This is a genomic window from Leptonema illini DSM 21528 (assembly GCF_000243335.1).
Classification (GTDB): Bacteria; Spirochaetota; Leptospiria; order Leptospirales; family Leptonemataceae; genus Leptonema; species Leptonema illini.
The window spans coordinates 876497-894396 of the sequence record NZ_JH597773.1 but is presented as its reverse complement, the minus strand read 5'-3'; the positions used below and the strand labels follow the sequence as shown (position 1 = coordinate 894396).

Here is a 17900-nt window from a genome sequence, read left to right as displayed (position 1 = left end):
CTGTCAGGGCGGCGGACGGTACCAGTGAGGTAGTGTGAGCGGGGTGGCTTTCGAGAAATAGGCAAAAATCTTGTAAATTCGGGTCTTTTCATTGAAAGACAGGCGGACCCGACTTTTTGTCGGAGTTCCGACATAACCCTCGACACAGACATCCCAGCCACGCAGCCCGAATTTGTAGCGCCGGGCGTACTCCCACTGAACCATCAATACCATGATCAGGCTCATCGAGCACCGCGCTGTCAGACTGAGAATCTTCAGCTCCAGCCATACCTCTTCCTCAACTCTTATCGAAATTCGATGCAGATTCAAGCCCTGTTTTTGATATCGGGATCGTAGAACACCGTAGGAATGATACGGCGGACATTCTGGTGTTTCACACGCAGCACGCAGCAGCCGATTGCGGTATCGGCCGATCCACGTCCGCACGAGCGAATTCATGCACATTGGATCTTCACGGAGGAGGGTCAATTTGTGCAGATGCATGGCCGGCAACAGGATGTCCAGCGAGCCTGCCGGCGACCAGCGGAGCGCCGGGTAGTGAAGCTGAACTGACATAGAGGTCGATGGAATTTGTGCGTAGTGCATACTTGAATAGGTCAGTCTCAGGGCATTCTGTATAAAAAAAAAGAGCCCCGTCCCGGAAATTCAATGCTGCGGTCGGAGACTATAAGAGTTGACAGGGAAAGGCCTCTGGATTTTTGTACCCTACTCTGGAGTAATATATGAAAGCCGCACTGCATCCTGAATATAACGAAGCGACAATCACCTGCGTTTGCGGGGCCACTTATAAAACTCGCACGACAAAAGGCGATATGACCGTAGAAATTTGCGCCAACTGCCATCCGTTCTTTACCGGAACGCAGAAAATCGTGGATGCCGCCGGTCGGGTTGAGCGATTCAAGAAGAAATTCAAAATGAAATAAGGGAAATCCGACAGATTTCCCCTTCCCTTGCATTATTCGCATCCGTTCGGTAGCTCACTGAAAAAATCTCTTCCTTTTCTGGGCCGGTGGCATTACATCGGTCTGGAATCCGTATGGACAGTGCAGTACCCTCTTCTGAATACCTTACCGTAGCCCGCCAGGGCATACTCCGGTTGATGGCCAATATCAAAGGCGTCATCACCATCGACACAAGAAAGCTTGAATACCTGCTGGCATCAAAGATTGCCGGCGGGCATGTTATCCTGGCCGACAGTCATGGCGTCGGGAAAACCTCGCTGGCCAGAGCTCTTGCTGGGTCCATTCAGTGGGGCGACAGGAAGGCCAACCGCGAAGGCATTCCGATTGAAAGTTTTTCGCGCATCCAGTGTACCGTCGACCTGCTTCCGCAAGATATCCTCGGCTTCAATCGATTTGATATGAAGGCCAATGCGTATACGTTCAACCGTGGACCGATTTTCGCTCACTTCGTCCTGACCGATGAGATCAACCTGCTGACCCCAAAAACACAGGGAAGCTTCTTTCAGGTCACGGAAGAACAGACTGTTTCCATCGAGGGCATGACCTACGAGCTGCCCGATCCTTTTTTTATCATCGCCACGATGAACCTGAAAGGAGCTCATCTCTTTCCGCTTCCCGCCCCGCAGCTGGACCGCTTCATGCTACAGCTGTCGATGGGTTATCCGGCAGAGAAGGATGAGGCCGATATCGTCGAGCGTCACGGGAAAGACGATTCCTGGAAGGATTTCGGCCCTGTCGTTGATGCAGGCGAACTGCTCGCCTGGCAGAAGCTTGTCGATCATATCTCCATCAAGCGGGAAGTGATCGATTATATCGTCTCGCTGATCCGAAAGACGCGCGGTTATCCGGGCATCGTCACCGGGTGCAGCCCGCGAGCCGGTATCAAGCTTTCGAGAGCGGCCCGCGCCCTTTCACTCGTAAGAGGACTGGACTATGTCACGATCGACCTGGTCAAGGAACTGGCTATCCCCGTTCTGTCGCACAGACTGGAACTTGAAGATCCGGCGATGGATCCGCATGAGGTACTGCGCCAGATCCTGAAAGAGACTCCGGCCGGCGGCTGAGTATGCGCTCCGTTCTTCTCTGGCTCGACCGGATGTATCCGCTGACGGCGACGGGAACGTTGCTTTTCATCGCCTCATTGCTTCTATTCGGAGTCTTTTACGGTACTGGCAGCTTTTATCCGCTTGCCTTTTCGCTTGTATCTTTCTGGTCTCTGTTCTGGCTGTTTATTCTGGGGCAGGTTCAGCGGTTGCGTTCGGCAAAGATTCCGGCTATCGTTGAAGCGGGGCGGCCGCTCTTTGCCCGGCTTGAAGGCCAGGCCATTCCCGTATCACTTGGTGCGCGTCGACCGGCGTTCTATTTTTTCAGATACCACTATCGTCTCAAAGGTCGACTGATGGCCGGGCGACAATGTCATCTCTCGCTTTATGCGGAGGGAGCTTCTCGCGAGGCGGGTGTGATTACCGTTCCGCTTCGTCTGCCTTTTTGCGGCCCTGTTCGCGCAAGCGGAAGTCTTATGCTTAGAGACGTCTTTGGGTTGACGCGAGTCCTGCTCACCGATCCCGAAGAAATTCAGCTGACCTTTCTTCCGCCGCTCTTCCCGGACCGGGCTCCCGTTAAGTTTGATCCGTCTTCGAGTCAGGAGAGCACGCGCAAGTTGCAGGTAACCGAAGAGGAAAAGTACTATATGCGAGAGTATATTCCGGGGGATCGTCTGAAAGACATCAACTGGAAGACGTCGATTCGCATCGACGAGCTTATCACGCGCATTTCGCCTAAATCTCCCGAGGAGTCGCATCTGATCCATGTCGACATCCGCGCCTTCCACTCTGAACGAAAGGACGGGCCTGAGGCGATTCTACAGTTAAACTTCATGAAAAGCTGGGCCCTCTCTTTTCTCAGAGCCGTGCATGCGGCGCATCCGGGTTATCGGTTTCAGGTAACGATGGGCCTTGAAAGCCATCTTCTGGAAAGCGAAGAGGATCTTGTTGCCTTTTCAAGAAGACTGGCCGTATGCGAGTATCAGGCAGAGGCAGGGAATTTCGCCGATCCGACGGCGGTACAGGAGAGATTTGTGTTTTCGACGGCCTTTGATAAAGGCCTCGGCAACTATCTGAGGCGTCATCCGTCATCGGTGCAGCTTTTCAGAACGATGAAGGGCCGGGATCGTCGTGTCGGGCTCTTTCCATCCCCGGATCTCAGCGCTCTTCCTGGCCTCTGGATCTTCAGACGGGAAAGGCCCGAGCGCGCCTCGCTCACTCCGCAGCGCGGGAAACTGGTGGAAGAAAGACTCTCGTTGCGTTTCTTTTAACGGTGGAGGATCGAATGCAATTACTCTTCTATACACGCCTGGCCCTCTATCTTTCCGCCTTCTTGATTCCGGTATTTCATCCCGCCGTTGCCGTCGCCTACGACTGGTTGAACAGAGTAATGTTCTTTGTTCTGCTTCCGGCTTCGATGTTTGCGGCCTTCTATCTGAGAGGTCCTCGCTTTCGCGTATGGCATGGCCTGGCCGCACTGGCCGTGCTGTATGCCGGCACGGTATTTTTTGTTACCGGCCTTGATCGCAGCGCCCTTCTTCCATTGCTTGTTACCGTTCTCGGCTACATCTGGACGGTGCTTGTCTTTCGTGGTCAGGGGCGCTTCCCTGCCTTTGCCGCCATTGAGATGTTCGGGCTTGCCATCATCTATCTGCGCATCCTCGAATACGGACGGGCCTCTGAAGAGATTGCCGCCCGCAGCGCAGGGTTATCCACTTTTCTTATTGCCTTTGCCGTTCTGCTCTTTCTCGTGCACGGACTTGTTCTGTACTTCTCCGCTTTTCCGGGAGCGGGCGGTAGACGGAATCGAACGGAACTTGCCATTTTCTTTGCCGTCGGCTTGCCGCTTGCTCTCATCTTCGGGCATTTTGTTCCTTCGGATTTTGTTCAGAATAAGATCGTCATGAACGAACTCGAAAAAGAGCCGCCTCTGAAGGGCCTCGATGGCGACGGACGTCGCGATGGAGAAGGTCAGGGACGGCGGCGCCCCGGCGAAGGGGAGGGCGAACAGGAGCGGCATAACCGTAACGGTAAACCTCTTGGTGATCGGGAGGAGAAGTATCCGTCTGAGCTTCAGGGCGAAGGGAATTCTGCCGACGGTCAGGGGCGGGAAGGCCAGCCGGGGCGACCAGGCGAGGGCAGACCCGGAGAGGGCAAGCCAGGCGAGGGGCAGGGTGGCCGTCCCGGTAAACCGGGTGAAGGGCAATCCGAACAGAAAGAGCAAAAGGAACAGCAGGATAACCAGCAGAAAAACAAGCTGCACGGTGTTCCCTCTGAAATGTGGAATAACTTCAAAAATTCATCGGGTGCAAACGGCAAACAGATGGCCGTGATGATCATTGCAAGCAAGATCCAGCCCGTCTATGCCGCCGAGCAGTATCTGGGGAGGCTCGATGCAAAGACGGGCTTTGAGCAGTCCGTTGACGAGCCTTTGAACGAGCTTCGCGACCTGCGACTTCTGGAAACCTGGAAAGATAAATCGGTCGAGCGCGATACTAAACGTGTGCTCTTTGACGTGTATTACCTTTCGACATTGCGGGAACGCGTCGTCGCCTACCGGCCTTTTGCGATCCAGCCGACCATCCTCGATCAGAAGTACCATCCTTTTGATTTGAGTTATACGGCAAGCTCGGCCGTCAGCGTCTCGAATCCCGACGACTGGAAGAACATTCGCGAGCCTCACTTCGATGAATCGATGAAGCAGTATCTCGATGTACCGCTCGATGAAAAGCGACTGGTACGTTACCGGGCCTTTTTGAACAGTCGACTGAAAGGCAAGCACGGCTATTTTGACCGACTGGCCGGCATACTGGAAGGCTTTTCAGCCCATCAATACAAGATGGGATTCGAAGAAGACACCTCCCTCGAAGGCCTCGATAAATTCCTCTTTGAAACGAAAGAAGGCGACTGTACGGAATTCTCACGGGCGGCGGCTATCCTCGGTCGTCTGTCCGGAATCCCCTCGCGGGTCGTCACGGGATATCTGGCCTCGCGCGATCTGCAGACTCCAGCCCACAGAGGCGGAATCAAACATCTGCGCGATAAGATACCCGCATTGCAAAAGTTTCCGATGGAAGAGCTGTATCTTGTGACGAATGCACAGCGGCATGCATGGGTTCAGTTCTATCTGCCTGACTATGGCTGGGTGGACTTCGAGTCGACGGCCTATGCCATACCTCCGAAGCCGGAGTTTGATCCGAATGCCAGGGACGTCGTTATTCCGCTGATCGATGAAGAACCGCTCCCCCCTGAGAAGAAGAAATTCGATTTTCCATGGATGCTTTTCGGCATCTTCAGCGGCATTCTGGTTGGATCGATTCTTCTCTCACTCTATCTTTACCGGTTTATACGGCTGACCATCTATTCGCTGATCGCCGGCCGCGGAGTTGATCGCCGTTCGGTCGATGCCGTCGCCACGTTGCTGTATATAAGGCTGGCGGAGGATGGTTATCCAATACGGCAGTTTTATGAAACGCCGCTTGATTACGCGAAGCAGATTCCCGAGACGAAGGCCTTTGCCGATCGGCTGACGGAGCTTCGTTTTCGCGAAAGCTGGTCGGCCGAACAGCGCAAACAGAGCTATGCCGATCTGCGTCGTCTCGGTAGCGATACGGGACGTTCGATGCGTCGTCCCGGAGCGTGGAACTCGCTCAAACGCGTCTTTACTCTCAGAGGAATACTGTACCGACCATGATTCGAAGACCGTATCTGCCGTTTCTCTGCCTGCTGCTTTTGCCGGCTCTCTTTTCATGCTCGAAGCAGTTTGACTGGATCGAATACAGGGGCGAGCTCGGCTCGGGTTATACGCCCGAGAATATTCATCCGCCTCTTGGCCTGAAGTGGAAGCTGAAGCTTCAGGTTGACGAGATGAAAAAGACGCGGGCCTTCAATCCGCCCCTTGTCATCGACAACGTCATCTATTTCGGCTCGCCCGACGGCAACTTCTACGCCCTCGACGTCGACACCGGATACATGAAGTGGTTCTTCAAGACGAAGGGAGCCGTGAACTCCGTTCCCTATGCCGACGATGAGAACGTCTATTTCGGCTCGAACGACGGCCGCGTGTATGCGGTATCGCGCGAGGACGGGCAGGAGAAATGGAACTTCTATACGGGACAGACGGTGCAATCCCTGGTTCTGCGTTACAAGGATCTGATCATCTTTACAAGCGATACGGGGGCGACCTACTTCCTTGATCTGAACGGGCAGCCCGTGCATCAACTTCCGAATCCCGTCTGGTCGCATCATACGTTTCAGGTCTATGACGGCATCATCTATTGGGCTCCGCTCGGTCGCAGCTTTGGCGCTTATGATATTGAAGGCCGCAACTTCCTCTGGACCGTTCCTATCGACGCTCCGTATTCGCTCTGGTATTCGTTTCCCGCTCTTGACGATGATCGCGTTTATTTTGCATCGAGCTTCTTTAAAGGGTATGAGGTGGAGCTGAACTACTATGCGCTCGATCGGCGCACCGGTCAGGAGGTCTGGCGCATGAGCGATATCTTTGATATCGGCAGTCGCGTCGAGCCCGACGAATACACGGTCTTTCTCGATCACGTGCAGCTTCTTGATTATATGGCTCCGTCGCTGTGGAAGGACTACGTCATCTATGCAAGCGGCGATACAAAACTGCGCGCCTTCAACCGCAAAACGGGCGCCATAGAATGGGAGAGGCAGTTCGATTATCCGTTCTCCAGTGCTCCGACCATCGCCGGCGATCGAATCTATGTGGGCCTTCAGGGCGTGAAGACGGCCACCGACATGGGCCTTTTCGGATCAGAGCCCATGCTGCTCTGTCTTTCTGCGCGAAACGGCGACGTGCTCTGGCAGATGGAAACGGACGGCGCCGTGCTCAACTCACCCATCATCTCGCGAGGACGTATCATGTTCGGAACGGACCGCAACTACTTCTATGTCCTTGAAGAGATCCTCGGCCTTCCGTTTATCCAATAAGCGCCGCAGGGCAATTATGAATTCTGATCTGATTGCTAAAGCGGGGAACGGCTGGTTGGTGTTTCCTGAATTTGTGCGCCTTTTACGCTTGCGTGAACTTGTGCAGCAAAGAAACGTCTGATTTGTGATGAAGGCATTTCAAACGATCACCGTTACTTTCTTGAGCATCCTCTTTCTGCCGCTTACTTCGGGTTCGGCGCGCACATCCGTCGACGTCGGATTGCCGCCCGTCGTATCGTATCGCTTTGAATCAGGTGAGAGCAGGATCATCGAGGGAAAAAGCACTGAGAAGGGCACGGCCTCTTCCTGTAAAGGCAGCTTCCCGACAGAGGACGTGATCGGTAACTTCACCGCCGCCGCTGTTTTTTATCAGAACGCCTGTTATACGGACGGACGTTACAATCATCGCAACTTTCGCTTTACGATAGGCAAGCTGAGCGGAACGGACGGCGTCTCGTACGAAGCCGTTCAGGTCGAAGGTCCGGCCGATAAGGCGCAGAAATTCCTGGCCAGCCATCATTATCTCTTCTATAAGGTGGAGCAGCCATCCGACTATTATATCTACACATTTGACAGAGGCATGCTGCGCCAGATCGGTATGCTGAAAAAGGGTGAGTTGACGTCCGGCGAGTTTGTTCGCCTGCCCGACGCCGATCTCAGCGTTCTTTCGGGGCGCATCGTCTATGTGCTTGCGACGAAGCCGATTACCGCCTATCATCGGTTAAACGAGGCCACGGAAGGGGCGCTCTTAACCGACACGCCTGTCGGCTCTGTGGAAAAGCGACGGATTCGCGTCTCGGGTCGTCCCTTTGATACGGTAAAGGATTACAGCTCGGGCCCGGCCACACATGAGAACATTTACGGAACGGGCAGACAGTTCTTCTTCCTCAGTATGAGTGGAGCGAATGCTACAGACGGGCCGCGCATCGTCTATCAGGATAAGGCGTCGGGAGGCATTAAGCTTGTGACTCTCGATCAGGAGCTGCTCTTCCAGTCCGAAAAAACGCTGACTGCCTCATCGGGCGAAATCCTGGCCGCCGCCTGTGACGACCAGGAGGGCAACGTATACCTTCTTCGCATCCAGACGGGCAGCGGTGAAGGACGAATCGTGCGTATTCAGAAGTTTTCACGTGAAGGGCGTCCGCTGAAGGAGAACCGGTACGACTCGAGCAAGACGGGCCTCAATCTTTTCAATTACAGCGCTGATATGCTGAAGTCGTCTTCGGTTTCTTCGATGGCCTGGTCGCAGGGAATGCTCGGCGTTATCCTCTCGCGCACGATGCATAAATCAGGCGACGGCTTAAATCACCAGGGCGCCATCGCCTTCACGGTCGATGCGGCCTCGCTTGCTCTCATCAAGAACTCCGGGCAGACATCGGGGCATTCTTTTGGGAACTTCCTCTATGCCGAAGAAGGCGGCTTTGTCGCCGTCGATCTCGGCGATAATTATCCGCGCGGAGTGCATCTGCATCGCCTCGATCGATCCGGACGTCGCAGCCGCGTCGTCTTTACGTTCAAAACACAGCATGGAACGTCGGCCTCAAGCCCCGCCGGCAAACAGTACCCCGTTTATAAAGAAATCAGCACATCGGCAAAGACCTACTATCAGTGGTCGAACGACAACCGAACCTACACCGAAATCGGAGGCCTTGTGCCGACCGAGAAGGGTTATCTCGTTCTTTTTGCAACGGAGCTTCCCGATCTGGATAACGCCCGAACGGGCGGAAATCTCATCGATCCGCGCAACCTTGCCGTTGTTCATGTTCGGCGTGACTTTGAGAAGGTGGCGCAGAAAGGGAATTTCGTCGAAGACGAGATGATGCTTTTTCGTTCCGATGCCGTTACCGGCCGCTTTTATGACTTTGGAGGTCGCCTGAACGAGCAGCGAAATACCGGCGTAAAAAAGCTGACTTCTTTTGCGTCTGTCGAAGAAAACGCCAGTCGCCCGAAGATCCTGCGCGCAGGCCCCGATCAGAACATCGTTCTGTTCGAGATCTGGTCGGGTAACGCCTATCGTACGACGCAGCTGCTTGCCTTTGATGATGACGGAAAGGTCACAGAGCGTTTTGAGCTCGGTCCTTCCTGGCGTCTGAATCGTCAGGACGACGTCTATCTGTATAACGGACGCCTGATCACTCTCGCAGGATCGGCGGCCGATCAGACGATCGAGATCAACAGCATCACGCTTCGCTGATCAGCCGTAACAGATCGTGACGGCGAAGCTTTCCGCCCGCCGTTCTCGGAAGGGCGTCGACGAAGACGACTCGTTTCGGGCATTTGTAATCGGCCAGGTGTTCGTGACAGTAGAAGATGAGCGTCTCTGCGTCGACATCGTCGTTTCGTACAACGCATGCTGTGATGATGGATAAACCATCGTCCAGCGGCGTTTCGAGTACGGCAACGTCGGCAACCCCTGCATGCCGGTGCAGCACGCGCTCGACCTCGGCCGGGCTGACGCGATATCCTCCGGCGTTCATGAGATCGTTTGATCGCCCTTCATAGATCAGATAGCCATCGGCGTCGAAACGCGCAAGATCTCCTCCCGAGAACCATTCGCCATAGAAAGGCGGATCGATGACGTCGAAAGAGGGGGACTGCTCTGTGTTCCAGTAGCGCAGCATCAGCCCGGGATCGCTTCGATGTATGGCAAGCAGGCCCGGCGCCGTCATTGTTGTGTCTTTTTTGTGCCTCTCGTCTTGAAGGTCCCCGTATTCGTAAAAGGGGCTTCCCGTTTCAGGATCGAGCAGGGCGATGCGCCGACCTTTTTGCGGACGCCCGGGGCTTCCGGGCTTCACCGTCATGCCGGGGCCGGTGCTGATATAGGTTGAAATCTCGGTCATACCCAGGGCCTCGTAAAGAGCGGTGCCCGTTTTCGCCTGCCACTCGGCGAGCAGCGAGGCAGGCAGAGCGTCGCCCGCCGTCAGCCCATGCCGGAAGTGCGGCCACGGCCTGACGTGCCCGTATTTCAGCATGCGACGGTACAGCCCTGGAACGGCAGCAAAGATCGTGATCTGGTGACGTTCTATAAGATCGGGCCAGATTGCCGGATTGTGTCGGTCGCCCGTATACAGAAGCGCCGTCGCTCCGGCAGCGAACGCGTCCATCAGACCGACGCCGAGTGTATAACTCCAGTTCAGCTCGCCGGCATGCAGCAGGCGATCGCCCGGGCCGAGCCCCGTCCATCCTTCGCACATCGGTATGCGACCGAGAACGGAGCGATGCGCGTGCAGTACGCCCCGCGGATATCCCGTCGTGCCCGACGTATAGATAAGATAGGCGGGATCATCGGCCTGCGTATGAGGGAGGGGCAGAAGCGTATCATATCTGATGCCGTCGACTGAGATGCTGTCGGCAGATGTTATCGCCGTAGCCAGATCAGGGTCATAGATCATGCAAGCAGCGCCTGAATCTGTAACGAGATAATCGAGTTCTTCGGCTGTAAGCATGGACGATACGGGCACGGGTATGCGTCCGCATAAAACTGAGCCGAAGAAGAGGGCGGCAAGGCGCGGCTCCGATTTGAGGCGCAGAACGATGCGATCGCCGGCAGACGTTTGGCGCTGTAGAAACGACGCCATGCCTCTGATCTCGTTATAGAGTTCTGCGTAGGTAAACGTCCGGATAACCCTCGTTTCATCCAGAAAAAGCAGGGCCGCAGCATCAGGACGTTCTTCGAGGTTCTTTTGGAACAGGAACTCGGTAAGGTTGAAGGTCACGGAATTCGAGCGTCAGGAGGCAGTGATCTCCTGACGGCAGGCCAATGGCGTATTCTTATTCGGGATTGACGGGACGGTTACTCATCCCCCAGACATAGAGAAGCCAGTCGGTGAAGTTCTTCCAGGTATGCCCTGTTTCTTCATCGTTCAGGATGGTGGCGATCTCACCGTTCTTGCGGAAGGCAAAACGGTCGTCGTTCCACCGGCTGAATATGACAAGGTCGGCGTTCTTCTTGCTGCGATGCGGATCAATGAAATAGAAGTTCGCCAGTTCGGGCTCGATTCGCGTTACAAAGCTCCGGTAGTCCTCGGGAAAGGTGAAGCCTATCGATTTCTCGATCGTCTGTAATCTTTCTTCGCTGTAGATCGGCCGATCGGCAAACAGCTTCGTCTGTTTGATGGATTTAATGATATCGTCTATGCTCTTGCTCATGCTGTCCTCGCGGTTTCACAGGCTGAGGCCCGGCCCGTGAGTGGTTTTTCAGCGAAGGGAGCAGATTGTCAATTTTTTTAACCATTTTGACGGGCTCCACCGGATTTTTTGCGAAACCATATACGGGTAATGGGTATATTGCTTGACGGGCTGCGCCCGGATTCCTTCTCTGAATCTGTGAAAGGATCTGATCTGACGGTGGAAAATCTGGCTGCACTCGCCGAGGCGAACTTTGTGGAGCGCCCCTACAACTGCTCTGAGGCCATCCTGGCCGCCTTTGCTCAGGCTGATGGTGAGAACCCCGCCGACGTGATCGGCTATGCCACGGCGTTTGGCAAAGGCATTGCCGGGCAGGGTTTTACCTGTGGCGCCCTCACGGCGGGACTGATGATGCTTGGACGGTATGGTTACGAGAAGGGACTTGATAAAAAGGCCGTCATGGCCGAGGCAGCCGTTTTTTATAAGGAGTTCGAGCAACAGTTCGGCCATACGCACTGCAAGGTGCTGAGCGGCCATGATTGCGACGATCCGGCAAGTCCGCCCTTTGACATCCGCACATGTGGCAAGTTCCTGCGTTTTGCGACGGCTCAGGTGCAGGAATTCAGAGACCGCTGATCATTCGACGCTGCTTGCTCGCTCTCTGTAGTTGATCTCGAAAACGTCGTATTTGCTTTCACGGAACTCCAGCGCCGTCGTGATCGATCGTGAAAGGCCGATGTTATATTCCTGCTGCGCATCCATGCATTGATAGATATGTCGCGCCATGGCCTCGTCGGTAACCGAGAAAGGCCGGACTTTATCAAGACGCCGATCATAGAGCAGGCCTTCGTAGGTTCCGACGGCCGTGCCGCGATACTCAAGACGCAGGATCTTTCCGTAAACCGAGGTCTCTGACGAGCCCGTCACCTTCGAGACGTATTTCCAGGGAAAATCGGGCCCATGACTGGCCTGCACGGGGTAGGCCTTCAATACCTCAAAGCCGGTGGAAAGGGATACCGGCTTGATGCGGTGGATGCGGTACTCGACGATCATCATACGATCGAGGTTCTTCTGCATGAATTGAATAACGTCTTTGTTATCGAGCCGTACGCTGAAGCGCAGCTCTTCTTTCTGCGGAGTGAAGCATTGATCCTCTTCTGCGCATTTCTCGCCGTCGTCGTAGGTGGCGATCTCGAAAAGCCCTTCATACGACTTAATAAAAATGCCCTTGGTCCCGCTTTCACGCAAGAGCACATAGGCCTTACCTTCTCCGTAGGTGCCGAAGGCATACAGAGGCGCGGCGGCAAAGAGGATAAAAAGAAGCAGGGCCAATCGTTTCATTACATTTATTAGATCGGCGAGAATGCCGGCGGACAATCCTTTTTTTCGGAGTTGTAAGCGCTCTGCCCTGCGGCGATTCGGTTATCATGACGAAAGGCGAGATCGAGCTGATATTCCCGAAGTTTCCCGACGAAGATAAGATGACGGAGTCCGAAATCTGCGTTCGCTGCCACGGGTGCTGCATGTATGTGACCGTCCCGCTGGACTCGCCGCGCTCAAAAGACCAGAAAGACCTCTTTCGATGGTATCTGCTGCACCGCAACGTTGAGATCTATATCGATCATGATCGCCAGTGGCAGATCCTCTTTAAAACGCCCTGCACCAAGCTGCTCGACAACGGGATGTGCGCCGTCTATGAAACGCGGCCGCAGATCTGCCGGGATTATAAGGCCGATGCCTGTTCGAGGGTGGGCAAGGACTACATCGAGCTTTTCAAGACCCCGGCCGAGTTCGACCTCTATTTCGAAAGCCGGAAGAGCGCTACGGCTAAAAAAACGGCCCCAAAAAATGCCGGGAAAACGGCAAAGAAAGCTGCAAAGAAAGCGATCAAGAAATCCGCAAAGAAGGCTGCAAAGAAATCCACAAAAAAAGCCGCACGCTGATCGTCGTTACGTCGCCCTCTCAAAGATCAGCGCATCGTCGCCGTCGGAATAATAGCGCTTCCTGGTCGCTATCATCACAAATCCGTGGCGTCGGTACAGGGCGATGGCCGCCGTATTCTTCGCCGCGACATCGAGCATGAGCCGCCGGCCGCCGGAACGCATGACCCATTCCGATAGCAGTCTGTGCGCCAGGCCCCGCTGTCGGAACTCCGGCAGCACGGCGACGCGATGCAGATCCGACATGCCCTCCGCATGGTTCTCGTAGGCGATGAGGTATCCGACGGGATGAGAGCCCTCTGTTACAATTGTCTCGACTTCACCGTCCGGCTCGATGGTGAGAACGAGGTAAGCGGGATCGCCGAGCAGGCTCTCGATCTGCTGTGTGGAGTAAGGATGCGCAAAACAATCCCGCTCAAGGGCTGTGAGCATCGAAAGCCTGGCCTGCATGCTCTTTTTTCGGTTTTTTCGAGGTTTTTGCTCGATAAAAGAAGTAACAGATCGTACGTTTCCGCACCCGCGCAGGTAGAACATGAAAGCATCCAGTAACCTTTATACATCGTCCATTCTGTTTTCGGCAGGCCTCTTCTTGATATCGAGCTGCGATATAGGAGACGGGCTGCGCAACTGGGGCAGCCGGCACCGCGAAAAACGCACACAGCAGATCTCGGCGACGGAGCTCGAAATGTGGAAGCGCGATCTTGCGCTCAGCGAAGAGAAGGCGCTTGAAATGCATGAAAACATGCAGGCCCTTGTCTCTGAGCGGAAGCTGCAGGGCCAGCTCTCCTGGAAGATCGGCAAGGCATTGATGGCCGAATCCCGATTCGAGGCGGCGGCCGATTACTATAAGGCAGCCGTCAACGGTGAGTTGCCTGAAGGCGAATCGCATTCAGGCCAGGTACCGAAGGCCGAATCGGCGATCTTTGAAGAGGCGCTTCCGCACTTTAAGCGAGCCTTGAAGCTGCACGTAATCGATCCCGAGCTTCTGTTTGACGCGGGCCTGTGTTATGCAAACGCATCGCGAACGATGGGATGGGAAGAGGATCGCTTCAGAACGGCATTGTTTCTGCTCGAACGCGGGCTGACGTTGAAGCCTTCCGATGGGCGCTTTTTATATCAACTTGCTCTGTTATACGGAAAGACCGAGAATCGTTATCGCGATACGGATCGGGCTCTTGAGCTTCTGGACGCTCTTTTAAAGCGAGAGGACGCGAATATTCCCGCTCGCTTTGCGCGTGCGAATATTCTTGCAGAGACGGGAGACCTGCAGGGCGCCTTTGACGAAAACCTTCGCATCACCGAAAAGGTAAAGCAACTCTTTGAATCGAATAAAGTACGCGGCGACTACCGTCAGAACTCGCAGTTCCGAAGCGCCGAACATAATATGGAGCAGCTCCAGCTCTGTATCGAAGGCAAGCCGGAGTGCACCCTTAAATCGGTGAAATGACATGAGCGCTCTGTTTCGTACGGGGCTTTTCTTTGCCGCTCTTCCCTTTCGAACAAAGCTCTATCGCTCAGGCGGATGGCCTTCTATCGTCGCCGAAGAAGAGCCGCTGAAGGTCTACGCGACTTTTCTGCGCCGCTTCTTCTCAAAGCAGGAGTTGCTTGCCGCGCTTGATCGAGCCGATCAGTATATCGAGCGCCAGGGATCTCGTCCGATGCGCTTTCGACTAACGCTCAATTCCGATGAAGCATACCCGCCCCTGCTGAAGCGAATCTTTGATCCGCCGCCTGTGTTGTTCTGGAAAGGTTCGGAGCTGCACGGACCCGGTGTCACGTATGTCGCCGTCGTTGGAACCCGGTATCCCGATCGCATCACGATCGAAGCCGTCGATCGCTTTGCTGATTGCCTTATCGATGCCTCGTCGGTGTCATCGCTGTACCGTATCTGTATCGAAGAGAGCTTACCGCAGCCTTCTCTTTTTCCCGAAGAGCGAGAAGTAGCGGATGGCGTGGATCTTGTTACCGTATCAGGCTTTGCTCTGGGAGTGGATGAACGGATCCACAGAGCATCCATTTACAGAAGGGTACCGACGCTTGCCGTTCTGGGCTCGGGCCTTGAGATGATCACGCCCGTTTCGAACCGGTATCTGCTTGATGAAGCCGAAGAACGAAACGCCGAGCTGGCTTTTGTAAGCGAGTTCTTTCCCGACGATCCGCCTCGTAAGTTTGCGTATCCGCGCCGCAATCGTATTATCGCCGGCATGTCGCCTCTCTGCGTCGTCTTTCAGGCCGGTCCGCGCAGCGGAGCTTTGATCACCGCTCGCTTTGCAATAGAAGAAGGCCGTGATGTCGCAGCTTTCGATCATCCGGATCTCTACGGAGTTGGAAAAAACGAAGGGGCACGTCATCTGCTGGCCGAAGGAGCGAGCAGACTGACTCTTTTCGCAGCCTGAGTCTATTGAAACTGAATTAAAGAAGCAACTTACACTTTTGAACCCGCCTGCGCGGACTGTAAGCACCGAGAAGCCCCCGGGCTGCCATGATGTGTCATGTAAGCTAAAAAAGTCTATACAGGAACCGTCGCTTCTGGTTTATGTTTCTTCCTTATAGTGCAAGGCCCTGTTCGGAGAATTCGCCCCTGTTCGAGTTCTCTGACGAGCCAGTGAGGTTATCTGATGTCAGAAAAGAAAGTGCCAGCGAAGAAAAAATCCACTGTAGATGCGAAAGGCCCCGAGAAGTTGTCGAAAAAGGCTTCAAAGAAGGCATCACAGGAGGGTGAGGGCAAGAAACCCGTCCGACGTTCGGCCGCTCTCTATAAAGACAAAACGCTCGTTATTGTCGAGTCTCCTGCCAAGGCAAAGACCATCAATAAATACCTCGGTAGCGATTATCATATTGAAGCCTCTATGGGGCACGTCATCGACCTGCCTAAGTCGCGCCTCGCCGTCGATACGGCTAACGACTTTACTCCTGAGTATATTACCGTGCGCGGTCGCGCTCCAATCTTGAATCGTCTGAAGAAGGCCGCTGAAGGCGCGCGTCAGGTGTTACTGGCCGCTGACCCCGATCGCGAAGGCGAGGCCATATCGTATCATCTTGCGCGAGCCATTGCGCCGAAGAATCCGAATATCAAGCGCATTGAGTTCAACGAGATTACGAAGAACGCCGTTCTTGAAGCGGTACAGCATCCGCGCGAGATCGATCAGAACCTTGTCAACGCCCAGCAGGCGCGGCGCATTCTCGATCGCCTTGTCGGTTATAACGTCTCTCCCATTCTCTGGAAGAAGATCAAACGCGGCCTATCGGCGGGAAGGGTTCAGTCCGTAGCGTTACGACTGATCTGCGAAAGAGAGGCTGAAATCGACGCCTTCGTCCCCGAAGAGTACTGGACTCTTGACGCAAAATTCAAGAAGGATAAGGCGAGCTTTGTCGCTCCGCTTGCTCTCGTCGACGGCAAGAAACCCGAACTCAAAAATGAAGCGCAGATGAACGCAATACTTGCCGAGCTCGAAAAGACGAAGGCCGATTGCAGCGTCGCTTCGGTGCAGGTTCGTGAGAGAAGACGTCAGCCTACAGGACCTTATACGACGTCGCGTTTGCAGCAGGATGCATCGAATAAGCTGGGTTTCACGTCACAGAAGACGATGATGGTCGCACAGCAGTTATACGAGGGCATCGACGTAGCCGGCACACCCATCGGACTCATCACCTATATGAGAACGGACAGTACGCGCATAAGCCCCGACGCCCTGAAAAACGTTCGCGAGTTCATTTCAAAAGAGTATGGCGGCGATCATCTTTCAAAGGAACCGCGGCAGTATGCGAGCTCAAAGTCTGCACAGGATGCTCACGAGGCCATCCGTCCCAGTGATCCGGCGCGCACGCCCGATAGTCTGAGCGCGTATTTGAACAGAGACCAGATGCGGCTCTATCGATTGATCTGGCAGAAGTTCGTTTCTTCACAGATGGCTGATGAGGTGGCCGATCAGATTCGAGTCGATATTCAGAGCGGTCGCTTCATCTTTCGTGCCGGCGGTAAGATCGTGAAGTTTAAAGGCTTCACCACGGTTTTTGATTCCGACGAGAAAGACGAGAAAAAGCTGCCCGAGCTCGCCGAAGGCGACGTGGTGAAACTCACCGATCTGAAGCCCGAACAGCATTTTACCCAACCTCCGCCTCGCTTTACGGACGCTTCTATGGTGAAGGTGCTTGAGGAGAGCGGAGTGGGGCGCCCGTCTACGTATGCGCCGACCATCCAGACGCTGCTCAAGCGCTATTATGTTACGAGATTGCAGCGGGCCTTCAAGCCGACCGACCTCGGCCGACTTGTAAACGATATGCTCGTAAAGAACTTTCCAGACATGGTCGACCTGAGTTTTACCGCCCGCATGGAGGATAATCTTGATCGTGTCGCCCGCAGCGATCTGAACTGGGTGGAGATGCTGCGTACTTTCTATGACCCATTTCATCATACCGTGCAGCATGCGATGGAGCATATCGGCGAGATGAAAAACGCTCTTGACGAAGCGACCGACTATGTTTGCGAGAAGTGCGGTCGACCGATGGTGAAGCGTATCGGACGCAACGGCTATTTCCTCGCCTGCACGGGCTTTCCCGAGTGTCGCAATGCGCGCTCGATTCCGCTCGGTCGTTGCCCCGTATGTGAAGAAGGCGACGTGGTGCAGCGCTCGGCGAAGAGAGGGCGCCCGTTCTATGGATGCTCGCGTTATCCGGACTGCAATTTCAGCACGTGGGATAAGCCGCATGCTGAGAAAAACTGCCCCGATTGCGGTAAGATGTTACTCGAAAAGTCATCGCGAGAGAAAGGACGTTATCTGGGTTGTTCCTCATGCTCGTTCGAAGAGAGCGCAGACCGAACGGCATAATGTTATCGGCACAGGCAAACGGAAGCCTGTGCCGCTGATCTCCTG

Annotated in this window: 16 protein-coding genes; 11 read left to right on the top strand and 5 right to left on the bottom strand. The window is 54.6% G+C overall.

Features of this window, described 5'->3' with window-relative positions:
* Positions 1–3 precede the first annotated feature (3 nt).
* Entirely contained in the window at positions 4–585 is a 582-nt protein-coding gene (locus LEPIL_RS04020; protein WP_040918285.1) for a hypothetical protein, read from the bottom strand.
* A gap of 137 nt (positions 586–722) precedes the next feature.
* On the opposite strand from LEPIL_RS04020, the gene rpmE reads away from it, so the two are divergent.
* The 6 genes from rpmE (at position 723) to LEPIL_RS03990 (ending at position 9152) form a co-directional block, all read left to right on the top strand.
* Positions 723–923, top strand: a complete 201-nt coding sequence (gene rpmE, locus LEPIL_RS04015) for a 50S ribosomal protein L31 (RefSeq protein ID WP_002770193.1) — start codon at positions 723–725, stop codon at positions 921–923.
* Positions 924–1036: 113 nt separating this feature from the next.
* Positions 1037–2026 (top strand): AAA family ATPase, encoded by a 990-nt coding sequence (locus tag LEPIL_RS04010; RefSeq protein WP_002770191.1) that lies wholly within the window; start codon positions 1037–1039, stop codon positions 2024–2026.
* Positions 2027–2028: 2 nt separating this feature from the next.
* Positions 2029–3276, top strand: a complete 1248-nt coding sequence (locus LEPIL_RS04005; protein ID WP_002770189.1) for a DUF58 domain-containing protein — start codon at positions 2029–2031, stop codon at positions 3274–3276.
* A 14-nt stretch (positions 3277–3290) separates the two neighbouring features.
* The gene (locus tag LEPIL_RS04000) at positions 3291–5699 is read left to right on the top strand and encodes a transglutaminase TgpA family protein (protein WP_002770187.1); all 2409 of its coding nucleotides are present in this window, start codon (positions 3291–3293) and stop codon (positions 5697–5699) included.
* Positions 5696–6958, top strand: a complete 1263-nt coding sequence (locus LEPIL_RS03995) for an outer membrane protein assembly factor BamB family protein (RefSeq protein WP_002770185.1) — start codon at positions 5696–5698, stop codon at positions 6956–6958. The genes LEPIL_RS04000 and LEPIL_RS03995 overlap by 4 nt, the downstream gene beginning before the upstream one ends.
* Positions 6959–7085: 127 nt before the next feature.
* The gene (locus tag LEPIL_RS03990; RefSeq protein ID WP_002770183.1) at positions 7086–9152 is read left to right on the top strand and encodes a hypothetical protein; all 2067 of its coding nucleotides are present in this window, start codon (positions 7086–7088) and stop codon (positions 9150–9152) included.
* On the opposite strand, the gene LEPIL_RS03985 is transcribed toward LEPIL_RS03990, so the two are convergent.
* Both LEPIL_RS03985 and LEPIL_RS03980 read right to left on the bottom strand, forming a co-directional pair.
* Entirely contained in the window at positions 9139–10674 is a 1536-nt protein-coding gene (locus LEPIL_RS03985; RefSeq protein WP_002770181.1) for a class I adenylate-forming enzyme family protein, read from the bottom strand. The genes LEPIL_RS03990 and LEPIL_RS03985 overlap by 14 nt on opposite strands.
* A 55-nt stretch (positions 10675–10729) precedes the next feature.
* On the bottom strand, positions 10730–11107 hold the full coding sequence (locus tag LEPIL_RS03980; RefSeq protein ID WP_002770179.1) for an SMI1/KNR4 family protein: 378 nt from the start codon (positions 11105–11107) through the stop codon (positions 10730–10732).
* A gap of 177 nt (positions 11108–11284) precedes the next feature.
* Here LEPIL_RS03980 and LEPIL_RS21585 point away from each other — a divergent pair, with 177 nt between their 5' ends.
* Positions 11285–11722 (top strand): C-GCAxxG-C-C family protein, encoded by a 438-nt coding sequence (locus LEPIL_RS21585; protein WP_157135021.1) that lies wholly within the window; start codon positions 11285–11287, stop codon positions 11720–11722.
* Here the strand turns inward: LEPIL_RS21585 and lsa26 are convergent, their stop codons facing one another.
* Positions 11723–12427, bottom strand: a complete 705-nt coding sequence (gene lsa26, locus LEPIL_RS03970; protein ID WP_002770175.1) for a surface adhesion protein Lsa26 — start codon at positions 12425–12427, stop codon at positions 11723–11725.
* Positions 12428–12513: 86 nt separating this feature from the next.
* Between lsa26 and LEPIL_RS21580 the strand changes: the two genes are divergently transcribed.
* A complete protein-coding gene (locus LEPIL_RS21580) occupies positions 12514–13029 on the top strand; it encodes a YkgJ family cysteine cluster protein (RefSeq protein ID WP_002770173.1) in 516 nt (171 codons plus the stop codon).
* A 6-nt stretch (positions 13030–13035) separates the two neighbouring features.
* Here the strand turns inward: LEPIL_RS21580 and LEPIL_RS21575 are convergent, their stop codons facing one another.
* Entirely contained in the window at positions 13036–13476 is a 441-nt protein-coding gene (locus LEPIL_RS21575; protein ID WP_002770170.1) for a GNAT family N-acetyltransferase, read from the bottom strand.
* 82 nt (positions 13477–13558) lie between these two features.
* Here LEPIL_RS21575 and LEPIL_RS03955 point away from each other — a divergent pair, with 82 nt between their 5' ends.
* The 3 genes from LEPIL_RS03955 (at position 13559) to topA (ending at position 17855) form a co-directional block, all read left to right on the top strand.
* Complete coding sequence (locus LEPIL_RS03955) at positions 13559–14473, top strand: tetratricopeptide repeat protein (RefSeq protein WP_002770169.1); 915 nt, start codon at positions 13559–13561, stop codon at positions 14471–14473.
* Between the two features lies 1 nt (position 14474).
* The gene (locus LEPIL_RS03950; RefSeq protein ID WP_002770168.1) at positions 14475–15422 is read left to right on the top strand and encodes a DNA processing protein DprA; all 948 of its coding nucleotides are present in this window, start codon (positions 14475–14477) and stop codon (positions 15420–15422) included.
* 222 nt (positions 15423–15644) lie between these two features.
* Positions 15645–17855, top strand: coding sequence for a type I DNA topoisomerase (topA, locus tag LEPIL_RS03945; protein ID WP_002770167.1), 2211 nt, complete (start codon positions 15645–15647; stop codon positions 17853–17855).
* The last annotated feature ends 45 nt before the right edge of the window (positions 17856–17900 follow it).

Coding starts and splice junctions, on each gene's coding strand:
- LEPIL_RS04020 (WP_040918285.1), bottom strand. CDS start 585: ATGCACTACGCACAAATTCCATCGACCTCTATGTCAGTTCAGCTTCAC.
- rpmE (WP_002770193.1), top strand. CDS start 723: ATGAAAGCCGCACTGCATCCTGAATATAACGAAGCGACAATCACCTGC.
- LEPIL_RS04010 (WP_002770191.1), top strand. CDS start 1,037: ATGGACAGTGCAGTACCCTCTTCTGAATACCTTACCGTAGCCCGCCAG.
- LEPIL_RS04005 (WP_002770189.1), top strand. CDS start 2,029: ATGCGCTCCGTTCTTCTCTGGCTCGACCGGATGTATCCGCTGACGGCG.
- LEPIL_RS04000 (WP_002770187.1), top strand. CDS start 3,291: ATGCAATTACTCTTCTATACACGCCTGGCCCTCTATCTTTCCGCCTTC.
- LEPIL_RS03995 (WP_002770185.1), top strand. CDS start 5,696: ATGATTCGAAGACCGTATCTGCCGTTTCTCTGCCTGCTGCTTTTGCCG.
- LEPIL_RS03990 (WP_002770183.1), top strand. CDS start 7,086: ATGAAGGCATTTCAAACGATCACCGTTACTTTCTTGAGCATCCTCTTT.
- LEPIL_RS03980 (WP_002770179.1), bottom strand. CDS start 11,107: ATGAGCAAGAGCATAGACGATATCATTAAATCCATCAAACAGACGAAG.
- lsa26 (WP_002770175.1), bottom strand. CDS start 12,427: ATGAAACGATTGGCCCTGCTTCTTTTTATCCTCTTTGCCGCCGCGCCT.
- LEPIL_RS21580 (WP_002770173.1), top strand. CDS start 12,514: ATGACGAAAGGCGAGATCGAGCTGATATTCCCGAAGTTTCCCGACGAA.
- LEPIL_RS21575 (WP_002770170.1), bottom strand. CDS start 13,476: ATGCAGGCCAGGCTTTCGATGCTCACAGCCCTTGAGCGGGATTGTTTT.
- LEPIL_RS03955 (WP_002770169.1), top strand. CDS start 13,559: ATGAAAGCATCCAGTAACCTTTATACATCGTCCATTCTGTTTTCGGCA.
- LEPIL_RS03950 (WP_002770168.1), top strand. CDS start 14,475: ATGAGCGCTCTGTTTCGTACGGGGCTTTTCTTTGCCGCTCTTCCCTTT.
- topA (WP_002770167.1), top strand. CDS start 15,645: ATGTCAGAAAAGAAAGTGCCAGCGAAGAAAAAATCCACTGTAGATGCG.